This is a genomic window from Streptococcus sp. HMSC070B10 (assembly GCF_001808665.1).
Taxonomy (GTDB): Bacteria; Bacillota; Bacilli; order Lactobacillales; family Streptococcaceae; genus Streptococcus.
In genome coordinates, this window is record NZ_KV794175.1 from 45,855 (window position 1) to 61,547 (window position 15,693).

A 15,693-nucleotide genomic window follows, 5' to 3' on the forward strand; every position below is an offset into this window, starting at 1 on the left:
TGTATTCGCTTACACAAAGTATTATAATATGATTATAGGAAAGAAGGTGTTCTTATGATATATACACTTAAATTGGTGTTGTTTATTACCTTTCTTGTAATAAGCTTGTTAGCTGATAAGATTTTTGGAAAAAATAAAAAAATTTGGAAAATAGTTCTTGCAATATTGATGGCGGCGACAGCATTGTCATTTATGTACTAAGTTATTTTAAGAATGTAGGGTTTATTTCCCTACATTCTTTTTAGTTTTTTCTGTTTTCTAGATTCTATTTATCCAAGCGCTTCAAAAACTAACTTTTTTTAAAGCTTAGTGTTAGTAATCTTTATAAGAAACCTAGTTTAAAACAATAAACCAGCGCTTAAAAAGCTGGTTTTTACTGTCTTCAGCCTTATATTTCTTCGTAGTTGATTACCTCATATCCCTTGTATTCGCTTACACAAAGTATTATAATATGATTGTAGGAAAGAAGGTGTTCTTATGTGGAAAAAATATTTTTCAAAATATAAATGGACGGATTTATTTTGGATTCTATTTGTTATTTTAACATGCCTCTATATAGGTAACCACGATTTGTTTCCTCTCAATCATCAAGAAATCTCTTTTCGTGGTAGCTTGTGGGGGTTGGTACTGGCCTTATATCACTTACTGTTCATTGATAAGTTTGTTATTTCGAATCGAAAATAAATGGAGAAGCTAAAAGCTTTAAATGTTTTAGACTTTTGGGATAGATAGTTTAAAAATTGAAATTTAAAACCGCAGATTTTCTTGAAATGCGGTTTTTTGTGTCAATTATAGTACTTTTCCAACCAGAATCTCAGCCTCAATGGTAATCTCTGTCAGTTGGCTCCAGTCAATCTTAGTCTGGTCGATGTGAAAGAGGAGGGGCGTCATGCTGAGTAGGGCTTGGAGCTGATTTGCTGTGATAGTCTTAGTCAGAGAGGCGGTTTGACTAGATAGGATGGTAAAGCGTTCCTGGAAATGCTCCTTGATATCTTGATTAGAATAATCCTTGTTTGTCAGCTGGTCTTGTACCTTCTGACGGATTTCCTTGAGGTGATTTTTAGTTGGAATAACCTTTATCAAGATGCCGTCTTTGGATAAAACGCGATGAAATTCTCCATAGTTGGCAGGTGAGAAGATATCAAGCAGGATATCCATGCTAGCGTCTTTTATAGGAAGACGAGCTAAGTCACCAACGAACCAGTTGACTGCCCAGTTTGGTTCACTCTTGGCAGCGATTTGGACGGAATCTTTGGAAATATCAAAGGCATAAAAGGTTTTGTCAGGATGCCTTTTTTGAAGCTTGCGAGAATAGAAACCTTCACCACAACCGATATCTAAAATTGTTTTGGCATTTTTTGAGCTTGCAAGTAAATCGGAAATGGCCTCTAAGATAGCTTGATAAAAGCCGGCTTCTAGGATTTGTTGACGGTTTTGAAAGTTTTCCTTGTCGTAGTTGGCAGATTGCTTGATTTGAGGTGCCAGATTGACATAGCCAAATTTCGCCAAGTCAAAAGAATGGCGATTGTTGCATTTGAGACTGCTCTCTACCAGAGTCAGATTTTCTTGACAGATAGGACAGGCAAAGGCAGTTGCAGAAGCAAAACGCTGAAGTTTAGGTTTAAGATTTGTGTTCATAGTTTAAGTGTATCAAAAGAGGCAAATGAAAGCAACTTTAGGAATAAGTAGATGGGAGATTCAGTAGAAATAAAACTAATACTCTTCGAAAATCAAATTCAAACCACGTCAACGTCGCCTTACCGTACTCAAGTACAGCCTGCGGCTAGTTTCCTAGTTTGCTCTTTGATTTTCATTGAGTATAATTCTCCAATTTATAAAATGAAATTGCTTTTATATCTAAATTGCTATATAATAATGATAAGGAGGAAATAAGTATGTTAAAAGAAGTATTAAGCGTCGCAAAAGTTGCGAAAAAATCATCACTCTTTTTGGGTGGTGTCGCATTTGGTACCCTTGGTTTGAAAATCTTGGCAAGTAAGGAAGCTAAAAAAGGTTATTCTAAAGCTTTGGCTAAGGCTTACAAGTTGAAAGACGGGCTAGATGCATCTGTTTCTGTTGTGAAACAACATGGAGACGATGTCTTGCAAGATGCCAAATATTTGTACGAGCAAGAGAAAAAAGAAGAGCAATTAGATAGCCTTATAGGGGAATAATATGTCTTTTAAAGTGCTACATAGAGGATACCAACATATCCGACTATCATCTTCTTTTTCACTCACCTTGGATATTCAAGACTATCTTCGTTCCTTGGTGAGAGATGAAAAGGGGATTGAGTCTATCCAGTTTTACATGGATCAACAGCACTTTACTCTACGCATAAAAGAAGGCTTTTCTGTATTAGATAATGCAGAAGCCTTTTTAAAAAGAATTGATAAAGGGAAAGTTTCTGAGTTGATGACTCTTCCCATTCGTAGAGAAGAGAGTGCTTATTCTATTGTTTCAGGTGCAGCGATTAAGCGTATACTTTTTCGTAGTTTTGTGCCGTATCCTATTCGCTATATATGGACTTGTTATCAGGCTTTTGGCTATATTAGAGAAGCCTATCAAACACTAGCGCGTAAGGAACTAACGATGGAAGTTTTGGACTGTTCGGCGATTTTATTGTCCTTGTTTATGAACCAATCCAAGACAGCTAGCAATATCATGTTTATGCTTGATTTGGGGAATCATTTAGATCAGTGGTCCTTGAAAAAAACTGCAACAGATTTAGAACAAAGCCTTCTTGCAAAAGAGAGCGATGTATTTCTAGTACAGGGGGATACGGTTGTTAGTATCAAGAGTTCCGATGTTCAAATAGGAGATGTCTTGGTCCTATCTCAAGGAAATGAAATTCTGTTTGATGGACAAGTAGTTTCAGGTTTAGGTATGGTCAACGAAAGTTCCTTGACGGGAGAGAGTTTTCCAGTTGAAAAAAGAGAGTCTGATTTGGTTTGTGCAAATACAGTATTAGAAACTGGAGAGTTGCGCATTCGTGTAACCGATAATCAGATGAACAGCCGGATTTTACAACTGATTGAGTTGATGAAGAAATCTGAAGAAAACAAGAAAACGAAACAACGCTATTTCATCAAAATGGCGGATAAGGTCGTCAAATATAATTTCTTGGGGGCTGGGCTGACTTACCTATTGACAGGTTCTTTTTCTAAGGCTATTTCTTTCCTATTGGTCGATTTCTCCTGCGCTTTGAAAATCTCTACTCCTGTAGCTTATTTGACAGCTATCAAGGAGGGGTTGAACCGTGAAATGGTGATTAAGGATGGGGATGTTCTGGAGAAATACCTGGAAGTTGATACTTTCTTGTTTGATAAGACGGGAACAATCACAACTAGTTATCCTATAGTTGAAAAGGTGTTACCTTTTGGGGACTATAGTGAGGAAGATATTCTCAGAATCAGTGCCTGTCTTGAGGAACACATTTATCATCCTATTGCTAATGCCATCGTCAAGCAAGCTGAGATAGAGGGAATTGAACATGAGGAAATGCATGGGAAACTCCAATATATCGCAAGCAAGGGGATCAAATCTCATATAGATGGGCAACCAGTTCTTATTGGGAATTATGTTTTGATGCAGGATGAGCAAATTCATATCAGTTCAGAACAAAATGCTTTAATTGAAGAGTACAAGAGTCACTACAATCTCTTATTCTTGGCTTATCAGAATGAATTGATTGGAATGTTCTGTATTCATACTCCTTTGAGAAAAGAAGCAAAAGCAGCCTTGGAGAAACTTAAGGCACAAGGGAAAAAATTGATTCTGGCAACAGGGGACACCTTGGTTAGAACAGAGGAATTAGTCAAAGATTTGCCCTTTGATCAGGTCTATACAGACTTGAAACCTGATGGGAAATTTGAGTTAGTAGAGGAACTGCAGAAAGCAGGTCACACTATTTTGATGGTTGGAGATGGCTTGAATGACTCAGCGGCTCTAACCCTGTCAGATATCGGTGTGGTGATGAATGAGAGTGCAGATATTTCTAAGCAGATGAGCGATATCTTATTGTTAGATAATCGTTTGGATTTCTTCCAAGAGTTGGATTCGCTATCATCATCTTTGCAAACACTCATCAAGAAGAATATTCAAGATACCGTTGTCGTAAATAGTAGTTTGATTGGCTTTGGCTTGTTTAATTGGCTCAGTCCTTCAAATCTCTCTATCTTACATAATCTAACAACCTTACGCATAGTCCTGCGTAGCCTGTCTATTAAAAATAGATAGATGAGAGTTATTAACAGCAAAAAGGAGTTACCTTTCTCGAGGTTAACTCCTTTTTTTTATAGGTAAATGTTGAACAGTTTAGTAAGTCAATACAAAGTATTTTTTCTTTCCACGACGGATAACAGTCAGTTCATTTTCTAACTTATCTGCGTCACTCAAGACATAGTCAAGGTCTTGGATGCGGTCGCCGTTGACGTAGATAGCTCCGTTTTGAACATCTTCACGGGCTTGGCGTTTTGAGTTTACTACACCAGATGAGACGAGCAGTTCCACGATGTTGTGGTTTTCATCTGCTTGAACTTGGTAGTTTGGTACACCCCGAAGTCCTTGTTTGAGTTCTTTAACAGAAAGGTTTTTGATGTTTCCTGCAAAGAGTTGCTCAGTGATGTTGAGGGCTTCTTTGTAGGCTTCTTCGCCATGAACAAGTGTAACGACTTCACGAGCCAAAACTTTTTGTGCCAATCGTTCGTGTGGAGCCGCTTCAAACTGTTTGCGGATGTCTTCAATCTCATCAAGTGATAAGAAAGTAAAGATCTTCAAGAAGCGAACAGCGTCAGCGTCCATCACGTTCATCCAGAATTGGTACATTTCGTATGGAGAAGTCTTTTCAGGATTGAGCCAAACTGCATTTCCTTCTGATTTACCAAATTTCTTACCAGTTGCATCTGTGATCAATGGAACAGTGATAACGTGGCCAGTCTTGTCAGCCTTACGACGAAGCAATTCAGTACCAGCTGTCATATTTCCCCACTGATCAGAACCACCGATTTGAAGCGTTACGTTGTGGTCTTGGTTAAGAACGAAGAAGTCGTAACCTTGCATGATTTGGTAGGCAAACTCAGTGTATGAAATTCCTGTTTCAATCCGTTTTTTCACAGACTCCTTGCTCATCATGTAGTTGACAGTGAAGTATTTTCCGATATCACGGAGGAAGTCAATGAAGCTGATGCTGCCAAACCAGTCGTAGTTGTTGATCATGACAGCCTTGTTTTCGCCATTTTCAAAATCAAGAAAACGAGAAAGTTGTCCTTGGATAGACTTGACCCAGCCATCTACTGTGTCTTTTGTTTGGAGACTACGTTCAGCATCTTTGAAGGACGGATCTCCGATGAGACCTGTAGCACCGCCAACGAGCGCATAAGGTTTGTGACCTGCTAGCTGCAAGCGACGACTTGTCAAGATTGCGACAAGGTGGCCTAGGTGAAGGCTGTCAGCAGTTGGATCATAGCCAGTATAATAAGAAACTTGACCTTCTTCTAGGGCTTTACGCAAAGCTTCTTCATCAGTCGTTTGAAAAATCAAACCACGCTCTTTTAGCTCATCAAAAATGTGCATATGTCTTTTCTCCTTTTTAAAAATATTGTTTCTATCTATTGTATCACAAACTTGGGCAATAGCCTAGTAGAATAGGGAAGAAAGTGGCTATTTTATTGAAAGTTTCCCTTTTATGGTATAATAGTTACAGTGAGGAAATCCATGCAAAATCAATTAAATGAATTAAAACGAAAAATGCTGGAATTTTTCCAGCGAGTAAAATCAAAAATAAATCATAAAAAGTCAGAGAAAGTCTCAGAAGTGAAGAAGTCGGATGGGACAGGTGGGAAAGTTCTGGCTATCCTAGGTAGCATTTTAGTTGCTATTAAGGGCATTCTGAATACTCTCTTTATTCTAGGCTTTATCGGTGGACTTTTTGGTGCAGGTGTAGCTCTTGGTTATGGAGTTGCTTTGTTTGACAAGGCTAAGGTTCCCCAAGCGGAGGACTTGGTAAAGCAGGTTAAAAATATTTCTTCCATCTCAGAAATTGTTTATGCAGATGGGAGTGTCATTGCTTCTATCGAGAGTGACCTACTGCGAACTTCTGTTTCATCTGGGGAAATATCGGACAATCTCAAAAAGGCTATCGTTGCTACAGAGGATGAACATTTTCTTGAACATAACGGGGTTGTGCCAAAAGCTGTGATTCGGGCGACATTGGGAACCTTTGCAGGTTTGGGCTCATCTAGCGGGGGCTCGACCTTGACTCAACAGTTAATCAAGCAACAAGTGGTTGGAGATGCTCCGACTTTGGCTCGTAAGGCTACAGAAATTGTTGATGCCCTTGCCTTGGAACGTAGTATGAGTAAGGATGAAATCTTGACGACTTATCTCAATGTTGCTCCCTTTGGTCGAAATCATAAAGGGCAGAATATTGCAGGTGCCCAGCAAGCTGCTGAAGGGATTTTCGGTATCGATGCCAACAAGTTGAGTATTCCCCAAGCTGCCTTCCTAGCAGGTTTGCCACAGAGTCCGATTACTTATTCTCCTTATGAAAATACTGGAGAGTTAAAGAGTGATGAAGACTTAGAACTTGGTTTGAAGCGGGCCAAGGATGTTCTCTACAACATGTACCGCACGGGTGCTCTGACTCAGGAAGAATACGACCAGTACAAGGACTATAATCTCAAACAAGACTTCTTGCCATCAGGAACTGTCAATGTTGTTTCGAGGGATTATCTCTACTTTACAGCTATGGCTGAAGCGACAGACCGTATGTATGATTATTTAGTTCGACAGGACAATGTCTCTAACCAAGAGTTGAAAAATGAAGCGATTCGAAAGGCTTATCATGAGAGAGCTGAGCAGGAACTAAGTAATGGTGGCTACAAAATCACTACAACGATCAATAAAAAAATCCATGCGGCCATGCAAAATGCAGTTGCTAACTATGGTCATTTGGTAGATGATTCGACTGGGCAGCCTGAAGTAGGGAATGTTTTGATGGACAATAAAACGGGGGCTGTTCTAGGCTTTGTTGGTGGTCGTAATTACCAGACTAACCAAAACAATCACGCCTTTGACACCAAGCGTTCACCAGCCTCTACAACCAAGCCTTTGCTGGCCTACGGAATTGCCATTGATCAAGGTTTGATGGGAAGTGCTAGCATATTGTCAAATTATCCTACAAATTTTGCAAATGGTAGTCCGATTGTGCATGGTAGTAGTAAAGGCACAGATATGGTCAATTTGGGTGATGCTTTAAACTATTCATGGAATATTCCAGCCTATTGGACTTATCGCATGCTTCGTGAAAAAGGTGTCGATGTTAAGAGCTATATGGAGAAAATGGGTTACGAGATTCCAGAGTACGGTATCGAAAGTCTGCCTATGGGGGGTGGTATTGAAGTTACAGTTGCCCAGCATACCAATGGTTATCAAACACTTGCTAATAACGGTGTCTACCATCAGAAACATGTGATTTCTAAGATTGAATCATCTGATGGCACAGTAATCTATGAATTCCAAGACAAACCAGTTCAAGTGTATTCGAAGGCAACAGCAACGATTATGCAGAGTTTGCTTCGTGAGGTGATTTCATCTCGGATCACTTCAAGTTTCCAAACGGATTTGGCTTCTATCAATTCAAGCTTAGCTCGTGCAGACTGGATTGGTAAGACTGGTACAACCAATGAAGATGAAAATATGTGGCTCATGCTTTCGACGCCAAGATTGACTCTAGGTGGTTGGCTAGGTCATGATGACAACCGTCCAATGGCTAAGGGGGCTGGGCATTATCGAAATGCCAAATATATGGCCCACTTGGTCAATGCTATCCAACAGGCTGAGCCTGGTGTTTGGGGCAATGAACGCTTTAATCTTGATTCTAGTGTGACTCAATCTCAGGTCCTCAGATCAACAGGGCAGAAGCCTGGCAAAGTATCCGTTAATGGAAGAACAGTGGATCTTTCAGGTTCTACTGTAACGAGCTATTGGGCTACCAAGACGGGAGCTCCTACGACAAGCTATCACTTTGCTATTGGAGGAAGTGAAGCAGATTACCAAAATGCTTGGTCAAGTATTATTGGTAGTTTCTCATCTACACCAAGCTCAAGTAGTAGCTCTAGCAGTACATCAAGTTCATCTTCAACACAATCAAATAGTAGAAGATAGAGCTATAAAATAAAAATCTTAAATAACGGTCTTGAATCTCGTTAAGTGAGAAGCAAGGCCGTTATTGTGCTCTTAAAGACAAACGATATTATAAAAATTGTTAGTAAAATGTCTAATATATATTGCAACTTAGATAATATTGCAGAGATTATTCGTAATTTTAGTATAGAAATTTACTGAAAGTGCAATTGTTTTGGATGTCCTAGTGTTTCAATGATATAGAAGAATATTCTCCATCTATCAGTAATATCATTTTTGTTTAGTCGTTTGATGTTAATCGAAAGTTCTTATGGAGTAGTGAAATTTCTCTTTGTTAAGGATGAAAGCAGACTAGCTTCTGCTTTTTTATCTATATTGCTTTACTGGTAAATAAAATAGTTAAAAAAATCACAAAAACACTTGAAGAAGCAAATGAAAAGGCTTACAATTATATTATAAACAGTACAAATAAAAAAAGGAGGAGTGCTTTATGAAAGCCTATACTTATGTTAAACCTGGACTTGCTTCTTTTGTTGACGTTGACAAACCAGTGATTCGCAAGCCAACAGACGCTATTGTGCGTATCGTAAAAACTACTATTTGTGGAACAGACCTCCATATTATCAAAGGGGATGTCCCTGCTTGCCAAAGTGGTACCATTCTTGGTCACGAAGGAATTGGGATTGTTGAAGAAGTTGGAGAAGGAGTTTCGAACTTCAAAAAAGGCGACAAGGTCTTGATTTCTTGTGTTTGTGCCTGTGGTAAATGCTACTACTGTAAAAAAGGAATTTATGCCCACTGTGAAGACGAAGGGGGCTGGATTTTCGGTCACCTGATTGATGGTATGCAGGCTGAGTATTTACGTGTCCCTCATGCAGATAACACTCTTTACCATACTCCAGAAGACTTGTCAGATGAAGCCTTGGTTATGCTATCAGATATTTTGCCTACTGGGTATGAAATTGGTGTCTTGAAAGGGAAAGTAGAACCTGGTTGTAGTGTAGCCATTATTGGTTCAGGTCCAGTTGGATTGGCTGCTCTTTTAACAGCTCAATTCTACTCACCAGCTAAATTGATTATGGTGGACTTAGACGATAACCGCTTGGAAACTGCTGTATCATTTGGTGCGACTCATAAAGTTAATTCTTCAGACCCTGAAAAAGCCATTAAAGAAATTTATGATTTGACAGATGGTCGTGGTGTGGATGTCGCTATCGAAGCTGTTGGTATTCCTGCAACATTTGATTTTTGTCAAAAGATTATCGGTATAGACGGGACAGTTGCCAACTGTGGTGTACATGGTAAACCAGTTGAATTCGATTTGGACAAACTTTGGATTCGCAACATCAATGTAACAACTGGTTTGGTATCTACAAATACTACTCCACAATTGTTGAAAGCACTTGAAAGTCATAAGATTGAACCAGAAAAATTGGTAACTCATTATTTCAAACTCAGTGAAATTGAAAAAGCCTATGAAGTCTTCAGTAAGGCAGCAGACCACCATGCAATCAAGGTCATTATCGAAAACGATATCTCGGAAGCCTAGGTAGTAACAAGATTTTGGAACATAAGCAAATAGAAATTCAGTCATCATAAGATGGCTGGATTTTTTATCTGGAAATTAAGAAATGAGCATATTTCTTTTCTTGTCTGGCGGAATTGGTTATAATATACGGTACAAAGGAATGAATGAATATGTATCGTGTTATAGAAATGTACGGAGATTTTGAACCTTGGTGGTTCTTAGAAGGTTGGGAAGAAGACATTGTAGCAAGTAAGAAATTTGACCAGTATTATGATGCTCTCAAATACTACAAAACTTGCTGGTTTAGATTGGAACAAGAATCCCCTCTTTATAAAAGTAGAAGTGACTTGATGACTATTTTTTGGGATCCAGAAGATCAACGCTGGTGTGATGAATGTGATGAGTATTTACAACAATACCATTCTTTGGCTCTTTTGCAGGATGAGCAGGTTATCCCAGATGAAAAATTACGTCCAGGCTATGAAAAACAAACAGGTAAGGAAAGGCACCGTTCTTGCCGTATGAAATTAAAATAGAGAAAAAGTAACTTTTTGGAGTTGCTTTTTTTATTTTTCCCAATTTTTGCGAATAGTATAGGTGAGGAGGTAAGTATGGTTCAAGAAATTGCACAAGAAATCATTCGTTCGGCTCGGAAAAAAGGGGCACAAGACATTTATTTTGTCCCCAAGTTAGACGCCTATGAGCTTCATATGAGGATAGGAGATGAGCGCTGTAAAATCGGTTCTTATGATTTTGAAAAGTTTGCGGCTGTCATCAGTCACTTTAAGTTTGTGGCGGGTATGAATGTTGGAGAAAAGAGACGTAGTCAACTTGGTTCCTGTGATTATGCCTATGACCAAAAGATGGCGTCTCTACGTCTATCTACTGTAGGCGATTATCGAGGGCAGGAGAGTCTGGTGATCCGCTTGTTGCATGATGAGGAGCAGGACTTGCATTTTTGGTTTCAGGATATTGAAGAATTGGGCAAGCAGTACAGGAAACGGGGACTCTATCTTTTTGCTGGTCCAGTTGGGAGTGGTAAGACGACCTTGATGCACGAATTAGCCAAGTCACTCTTTAAGGGACAACAAGTCATGTCCATTGAAGATCCAGTAGAAATCAAACAGGACGACATGCTTCAGTTGCAGTTGAATGAGGCGATTGGACTAACCTATGAAAATCTGATTAAACTTTCCTTGCGTCATCGACCTGACCTCTTGATTATCGGAGAAATTCGGGACAGCGAGACGGCGCGTGCAGTGGTCAGAGCTAGTTTGACAGGGGCGACAGTCTTTTCAACCATTCACGCCAAGAGTATTCGTGGTGTTTATGAGCGCCTGCTGGAGTTGGGCGTGAGTGAGGAGGAATTGGCAGTCGTTCTGCAAGGAGTCTGCTACCAGAGATTAATTGGGGGAGGAGGAATTGTTGATTTTGCAAACAAAGACTATCAAGAACATCAAGCAGACAAATGGAATGAGCAAATTGACCAGCTTCTTAAAGATGGACATATCACAAGTCTTCAGGCTGAAACGGAAAAAATTAGCTACAGCTAAGCAAAAAAATATCATCACCTTGTTTAACAATCTCTTTTCCAGCGGTTTTCATTTGGTGGAGACCATCTCCTTTTTAGATAGGAGTGCTCTACTGGACAAGCAGTGTGTGAACCAGATGCGTTCGGGTTTGTCTCAGGGGAAATCATTCTCAGAAATGATGGAAAGTTTGGGCTTTTCAAGCGCCATTGTCATTCAATTATCTCTAGCTGAAGTTCATGGGAATCTCCACCTGAGTTTGGGAAAGATAGAAGAGTATCTAGACAATCTGGCCAAGGTCAAGAAAAAGTTAATTGAAGTAGCGACCTATCCCTTGATTTTGCTGGGGTTTCTTCTCTTAATCATGCTGGGGTTACGGAACTATCTACTACCACAACTGGATAGTAGCAATATTGCCACCCAAATTATCGGCAATCTGCCACAAATTTTTCTAGGCATGGTAGGGTTTGTTTCTCTACTTACCCTTTTAGCGCTAACTTTTTATAAAAGAAGTTCGAAGATGCGAGTCTTTTCTATCCTGGCACGCCTTCCCTTCTTTGGAATTTTTGTGCAGACCTATTTGACAGCTTATTATGCGCGTGAGTGGGGTAATATGATTTCACAGGGGATGGAGCTGACGCAGATTTTTCAAATCATGCAGGAACAAGGTTCCCAGCTCTTTAAAGAAATCGGTCAAGATCTGTCTCAAGCCCTACAAAATGGTCGCGAATTTTCTCAAGCCATAGCAACCTATCCTTTCTTTAAAAAGGAGTTGAGTCTTATCATCGAGTATGGGGAAGTCAAGTCCAAGCTGGGGAGTGAGTTGGAAATCTACGCGGAAAAGACTTGGGAAGCCTTTTTTACCCGAGTCAACCGCACCATGAACTTAGTACAGCCACTGGTTTTTATCTTTGTGGCTCTGATTATCGTTTTACTTTATGCGGCAATGCTAATGCCCATGTATCAAAATATGGAGGTGAATTTTTAAAATGAAAAAAATGATGACATTCTTGAAAAAAGCTAAGGTTAAAGCTTTCACACTTGTGGAAATGTAGGTTACTAAAATTATTTATATTTTCCAATTGATAACAATGTCCTCAGCTGTCACCTTAACCTTGTTTATAAGTCCTCTAACAAGTACCTTTTGACCTTCGTAATCCATTGAAAAGACTTTCTCAGCGTTTAGCAGCTTCCTCATATCAGCCTTTCTTTTGTCTTTCCTGAGCGCTGGATCGTTTTCTAGTTCAGTTTCAAGAATCCCCCTCATGCTTATAAATTCGGCTGACTTGCTCTGTAATTGTTCGAGGGTAATGCGGTCATCTATGTATAGATCGTTAAGTCTGCTCAGTTTCTTTGATAGCTCCTCTATTTGTTTCTTATAGCTCTCACGGTCTATGGTCTCGGCATTGTCTCCTGAAAATATTTTGTCCAGGTAATCAGCGTTATCTTGTAGTTTGCTTATTTCTCCTAGCACATAGGCCTCTAGCTTGTCTTTGTAGTAAAATCCTGAGTCACACTTTTTATTGTCGTTATAGGTAGTAACGCCTCTCAGCGTTCGTGGGTGCCTTTGATGGCATTCATATTTTTTTAACCTGCTCCCATCTTTCCTCTTTACACCTAGCATAATTTTTAAAGGAGCGCCACAATATCCACATTGGGCGATACCAGATAGAATGTACTTAGCTTGGAATGGTCTAGGATTGACATTCTCTGCTGCCGTCCTTTGTCTAATCTTCAGTTCTTCCTTGGTCTTGTTGTATACCTCCTCTGTAATTATTGGCTCATGATTACCTGGATAAATTTCTCCCTTATACTGATTGAAACCGCAGTAGACAGGGTTATCTAGTATGGCTCTGACCGCCCGATAACTCCAAGGCACATGTTTTGAGTATTTCTCATTCAGATCATCCCTCAGCTTAGTAATGGATCTCCCTCTCAGATAACTCTCAAATATAAATTTAACAGCTAGAGCCTGAGCTGGATTGATAGTCACAGTTCCAGTTTCCTTGTGATAATTGTATCCATAGGATGTTTTAGCCCACATCATGGATTTTCCAGCCTTGGCCCGTCCTATTTTACCAAGTTGCATACGCTCCTTGATTTGCTCCCTCTCAAGCTGGGCAAAGACGCTCAAGAGCCCAATCATAGCCTTTCCAAAAGGGGTAGAGGTGTCAAAATTCTCCTGCAAGCTCAGAAAGGCTATATTATTCTTTATGAAAATATCTTCAATTAGATAAAGGGTATCTTTTTGACTACGGCTCAGACGGTCCAGTTTATAGACTAGCACTGTATCAAATTTTTTCCTTTTAGCGTCTTTGATAAGCCCCTCAAGTGCTGGTCTGTCAGTATTGGATCCCGAGAAACCACCATCAGTATATATCTTGTAGACGCTCCAGTCCTTAATATCGCAGTAGCTAGAGAGCTTAGCTTTTTGCTCCTCGATTGAGTAGCCCTCTTCTGCCTGTGAGGTAGTGGACACCCTGACATATATAGCTACTTTATTTATTGATTTCATTGCTTTTGTACCCCCTTTTTGATAAAATAGGGTATAGAAAAGAGGGCTTTTTAATGCCTATCTTTCTATACATCTTGCCTCACGCTCAGACTCGCCAAAGTTTGAGAGCGTGGGGCTTTTTTTGTTTGTGTAATCAAAAAAGCTGCACAATTATTGTACAGCTGTGACCGAGGCAGGAGCTACCTGCCGTATTTTGCACTAGATGAGTTCATCTAGGTAATCCAACTGTATTTTATCAAAATTTCTATTTAGCTGTCAAATATAATCCGTTCGGAACACTCTCCTCAGTCAAAATTTGAGAGTGTTTTTTGTTTGTTATGCATTATCATCTACTCTGTCTTGTAAGATGATCAATTTTTCTTTCAGGTCATTTACTCTTGCTAAATTACTATTCATTTCATTGATGTAGTAATTGATTTCATTGTGAATTTCTAAAGCGCTTGTTGGTGCATTTAGGGAGTTGAAATAATTAACTAATTCTTTGCAAAATTTAGCGTACTCACTGTGATACCTTATTTGCACTTGGCACATCATTAAATCAAATTTATTTTTGTCCCATGTTGGGAAATCGATATCAAGATTTGTAGGGTATCCTTTAGCTGAGTGTATCTCCCATAGCGACGAATATTTATCAGCAATACCCCTCCCTTCATCAGTCAAAAGTGTTTTGCCGTCATCATCATAAAGCAATGAGTTGTCTTTGAATTTTCTTGTTATTTTTTCAGCATTTAGATTGTAATCATGAAAAAAATATTTAGGGATTGATATAGTTGATTTTCTTCCACTCTTTGTTTTCCCCCACCAAACCAAGAGTAGTAACTCTCTAAGAGGATAACCCTCTGGAGTTTTAAAGCTATCGTTGTATTTTGGAAAATCAAAGCCTCTTCCATATATTTCAAACATATTAGGTCTTGAGTTTAGTATTTTGAAATACTTAGGCCGATAGTAGTCAAATTCTTTAGGCGGAGCAATAGTAACGGAAATTTGTTGCGACTCTTTTGGCTTTTTACTCCCAAATAAAAAATTAAATATTCCCATATTAAAACCTCTCTAATGTGGTTCAGTGATTGCACATATTTTTTTAAACCTTATAAATATCTACGACCTCTCCGATTGTACGGATGTCGTCATTTTCTGTTAGATGGATTTCCTCATAGCTATTATTGAGACTTTGCAAGTACCAAGAACCATCATAATCTCTTTTAAGCTTTTTGACGAAGTTCTTGCCGTTCACTTGGAAAATGCCGATTGAGTTGATATCCACTTGACTAGTGACCTTGATAAATAGAAGGTCATTATCTTCTATGAGTGGCTCCATTGAGTCGCCTGCCACCTTAGCTATCGTGTCGTATTCCTCTGGCACATCTTCAGTTCTGAGCTTTACTTCCATGTGTAGATTGTCTTCCTGAAACGTTCCATGTCCTGCTGCAACCAAGCCTTCTACATAATCAGTAATGTAGTCCTCGTCGTCTTGAGACTTATCAAAGATAGAGATAATCTTAGAGCTGTTTTGTTCTTCTAGTTGTTCCTTGGCATAGTCAAGGACTTTTTCTTGTTTAGGCTCTTCTAGTTGGTTGTAGATGGTTAGGATTTCAGATTCGTTCTTAGGTGTCTTTAATAAATAAGAAAATATCTCAGGTCTAATATCCAAAGCTGAACAAATTTTTATAGCATTTTCCACGTTAGCATTCATTATTCCTCGCTCTAATATAGAACGAACAGTTGAATAAGGCATGCCATTTTCTTCTGCAAAAGATTTTACAGAACTATAACGAGAAAGAATTAGTTGCTTTAGTTTTTCTTCGTTCATGGTTACCTCTCTTTCTGTTTTTTATTATACCACACGATTTTTCGTATGTCTATAAAAAAAAGAAAGAAAAAAACGATTTTTAGTGTTGACAAACACGAAAAATGGTGTTAAACTTATATCAAGCTCAGATGAGCTTAATTTTAAAACTAAAAACACGAAAAATCGT

Annotated in this window: 13 protein-coding genes; 8 read left to right on the forward strand and 5 right to left on the reverse strand. The window is 39.0% G+C overall.

Annotated elements, in window-relative coordinates; all coding sequences use genetic code 11:
• Positions 1–477: 477 nt before the first annotated feature.
• Positions 478–684, forward strand: a complete 207-nt coding sequence (locus tag HMPREF2613_RS11760; RefSeq protein WP_070479577.1) for a hypothetical protein — start codon at positions 478–480, stop codon at positions 682–684.
• 105 nt (positions 685–789) lie between these two features.
• On the opposite strand, the gene HMPREF2613_RS05510 is transcribed toward HMPREF2613_RS11760, so the two are convergent.
• Positions 790–1,638, reverse strand: coding sequence for a putative RNA methyltransferase (locus tag HMPREF2613_RS05510; protein ID WP_070479580.1), 849 nt, complete (start codon positions 1,636–1,638; stop codon positions 790–792).
• A gap of 257 nt (positions 1,639–1,895) precedes the next feature.
• Between HMPREF2613_RS05510 and HMPREF2613_RS05520 the strand changes: the two genes are divergently transcribed.
• Together HMPREF2613_RS05520 and HMPREF2613_RS05525 are read left to right on the forward strand one after the other, a co-directional pair.
• Complete coding sequence (locus HMPREF2613_RS05520; RefSeq protein WP_000910904.1) at positions 1,896–2,174, forward strand: DUF6110 family protein; 279 nt, start codon at positions 1,896–1,898, stop codon at positions 2,172–2,174.
• Between the two features lies 1 nt (position 2,175).
• Complete coding sequence (locus HMPREF2613_RS05525; RefSeq protein WP_070479584.1) at positions 2,176–4,239, forward strand: heavy metal translocating P-type ATPase; 2,064 nt, start codon at positions 2,176–2,178, stop codon at positions 4,237–4,239.
• 78 nt (positions 4,240–4,317) lie between these two features.
• Here the strand turns inward: HMPREF2613_RS05525 and tyrS are convergent, their stop codons facing one another.
• Complete coding sequence (gene tyrS / locus HMPREF2613_RS05530) at positions 4,318–5,574, reverse strand: tyrosine--tRNA ligase (RefSeq protein WP_070479587.1); 1,257 nt, start codon at positions 5,572–5,574, stop codon at positions 4,318–4,320.
• A gap of 141 nt (positions 5,575–5,715) precedes the next feature.
• On the opposite strand from tyrS, the gene pbp1b reads away from it, so the two are divergent.
• The 5 genes from pbp1b to comGB all read left to right on the forward strand — a co-directional run bounded on the left by pbp1b (position 5,716) and on the right by comGB (position 12,190).
• The gene (gene pbp1b, locus HMPREF2613_RS05535) at positions 5,716–8,166 is read left to right on the forward strand and encodes a penicillin-binding protein PBP1B (RefSeq protein WP_070479589.1); all 2,451 of its coding nucleotides are present in this window, start codon (positions 5,716–5,718) and stop codon (positions 8,164–8,166) included.
• 469 nt (positions 8,167–8,635) lie between these two features.
• Positions 8,636–9,694 (forward strand): zinc-dependent alcohol dehydrogenase family protein, encoded by a 1,059-nt coding sequence (locus HMPREF2613_RS05540; protein ID WP_049510020.1) that lies wholly within the window; start codon positions 8,636–8,638, stop codon positions 9,692–9,694.
• 149 nt (positions 9,695–9,843) lie between these two features.
• Positions 9,844–10,209: a DUF1033 family protein gene (locus tag HMPREF2613_RS05545; protein ID WP_000286405.1), complete on the forward strand. Its 366-nt coding sequence runs from the start codon at positions 9,844–9,846 to the stop codon at positions 10,207–10,209.
• 75 nt (positions 10,210–10,284) lie between these two features.
• Positions 10,285–11,226, forward strand: a complete 942-nt coding sequence (comGA, locus tag HMPREF2613_RS05550; protein ID WP_070479592.1) for a competence type IV pilus ATPase ComGA — start codon at positions 10,285–10,287, stop codon at positions 11,224–11,226.
• A complete protein-coding gene (gene comGB, locus HMPREF2613_RS05555; protein WP_083279228.1) occupies positions 11,174–12,190 on the forward strand; it encodes a competence type IV pilus assembly protein ComGB in 1,017 nt (338 codons plus the stop codon). The genes comGA and comGB overlap by 53 nt, the downstream gene beginning before the upstream one ends.
• Positions 12,191–12,271: 81 nt before the next feature.
• Here the strand turns inward: comGB and HMPREF2613_RS05560 are convergent, their stop codons facing one another.
• From HMPREF2613_RS05560 to HMPREF2613_RS05570, 3 genes are all read right to left on the reverse strand, one after another.
• Positions 12,272–13,717 carry a recombinase family protein gene (locus tag HMPREF2613_RS05560; RefSeq protein WP_070479594.1) on the reverse strand — a complete coding sequence of 482 codons (1,446 nt, stop codon included), beginning with the start codon at positions 13,715–13,717 and terminating at the stop codon, positions 12,272–12,274.
• A 315-nt stretch (positions 13,718–14,032) separates the two neighbouring features.
• Positions 14,033–14,755 carry an SNARE domain-containing protein gene (locus HMPREF2613_RS05565; RefSeq protein ID WP_049488074.1) on the reverse strand — a complete coding sequence of 241 codons (723 nt, stop codon included), beginning with the start codon at positions 14,753–14,755 and terminating at the stop codon, positions 14,033–14,035.
• A 43-nt stretch (positions 14,756–14,798) separates the two neighbouring features.
• The gene (locus tag HMPREF2613_RS05570) at positions 14,799–15,527 is read right to left on the reverse strand and encodes an XRE family transcriptional regulator (RefSeq protein WP_049488076.1); all 729 of its coding nucleotides are present in this window, start codon (positions 15,525–15,527) and stop codon (positions 14,799–14,801) included.
• Positions 15,528–15,693 lie beyond the last annotated feature (166 nt).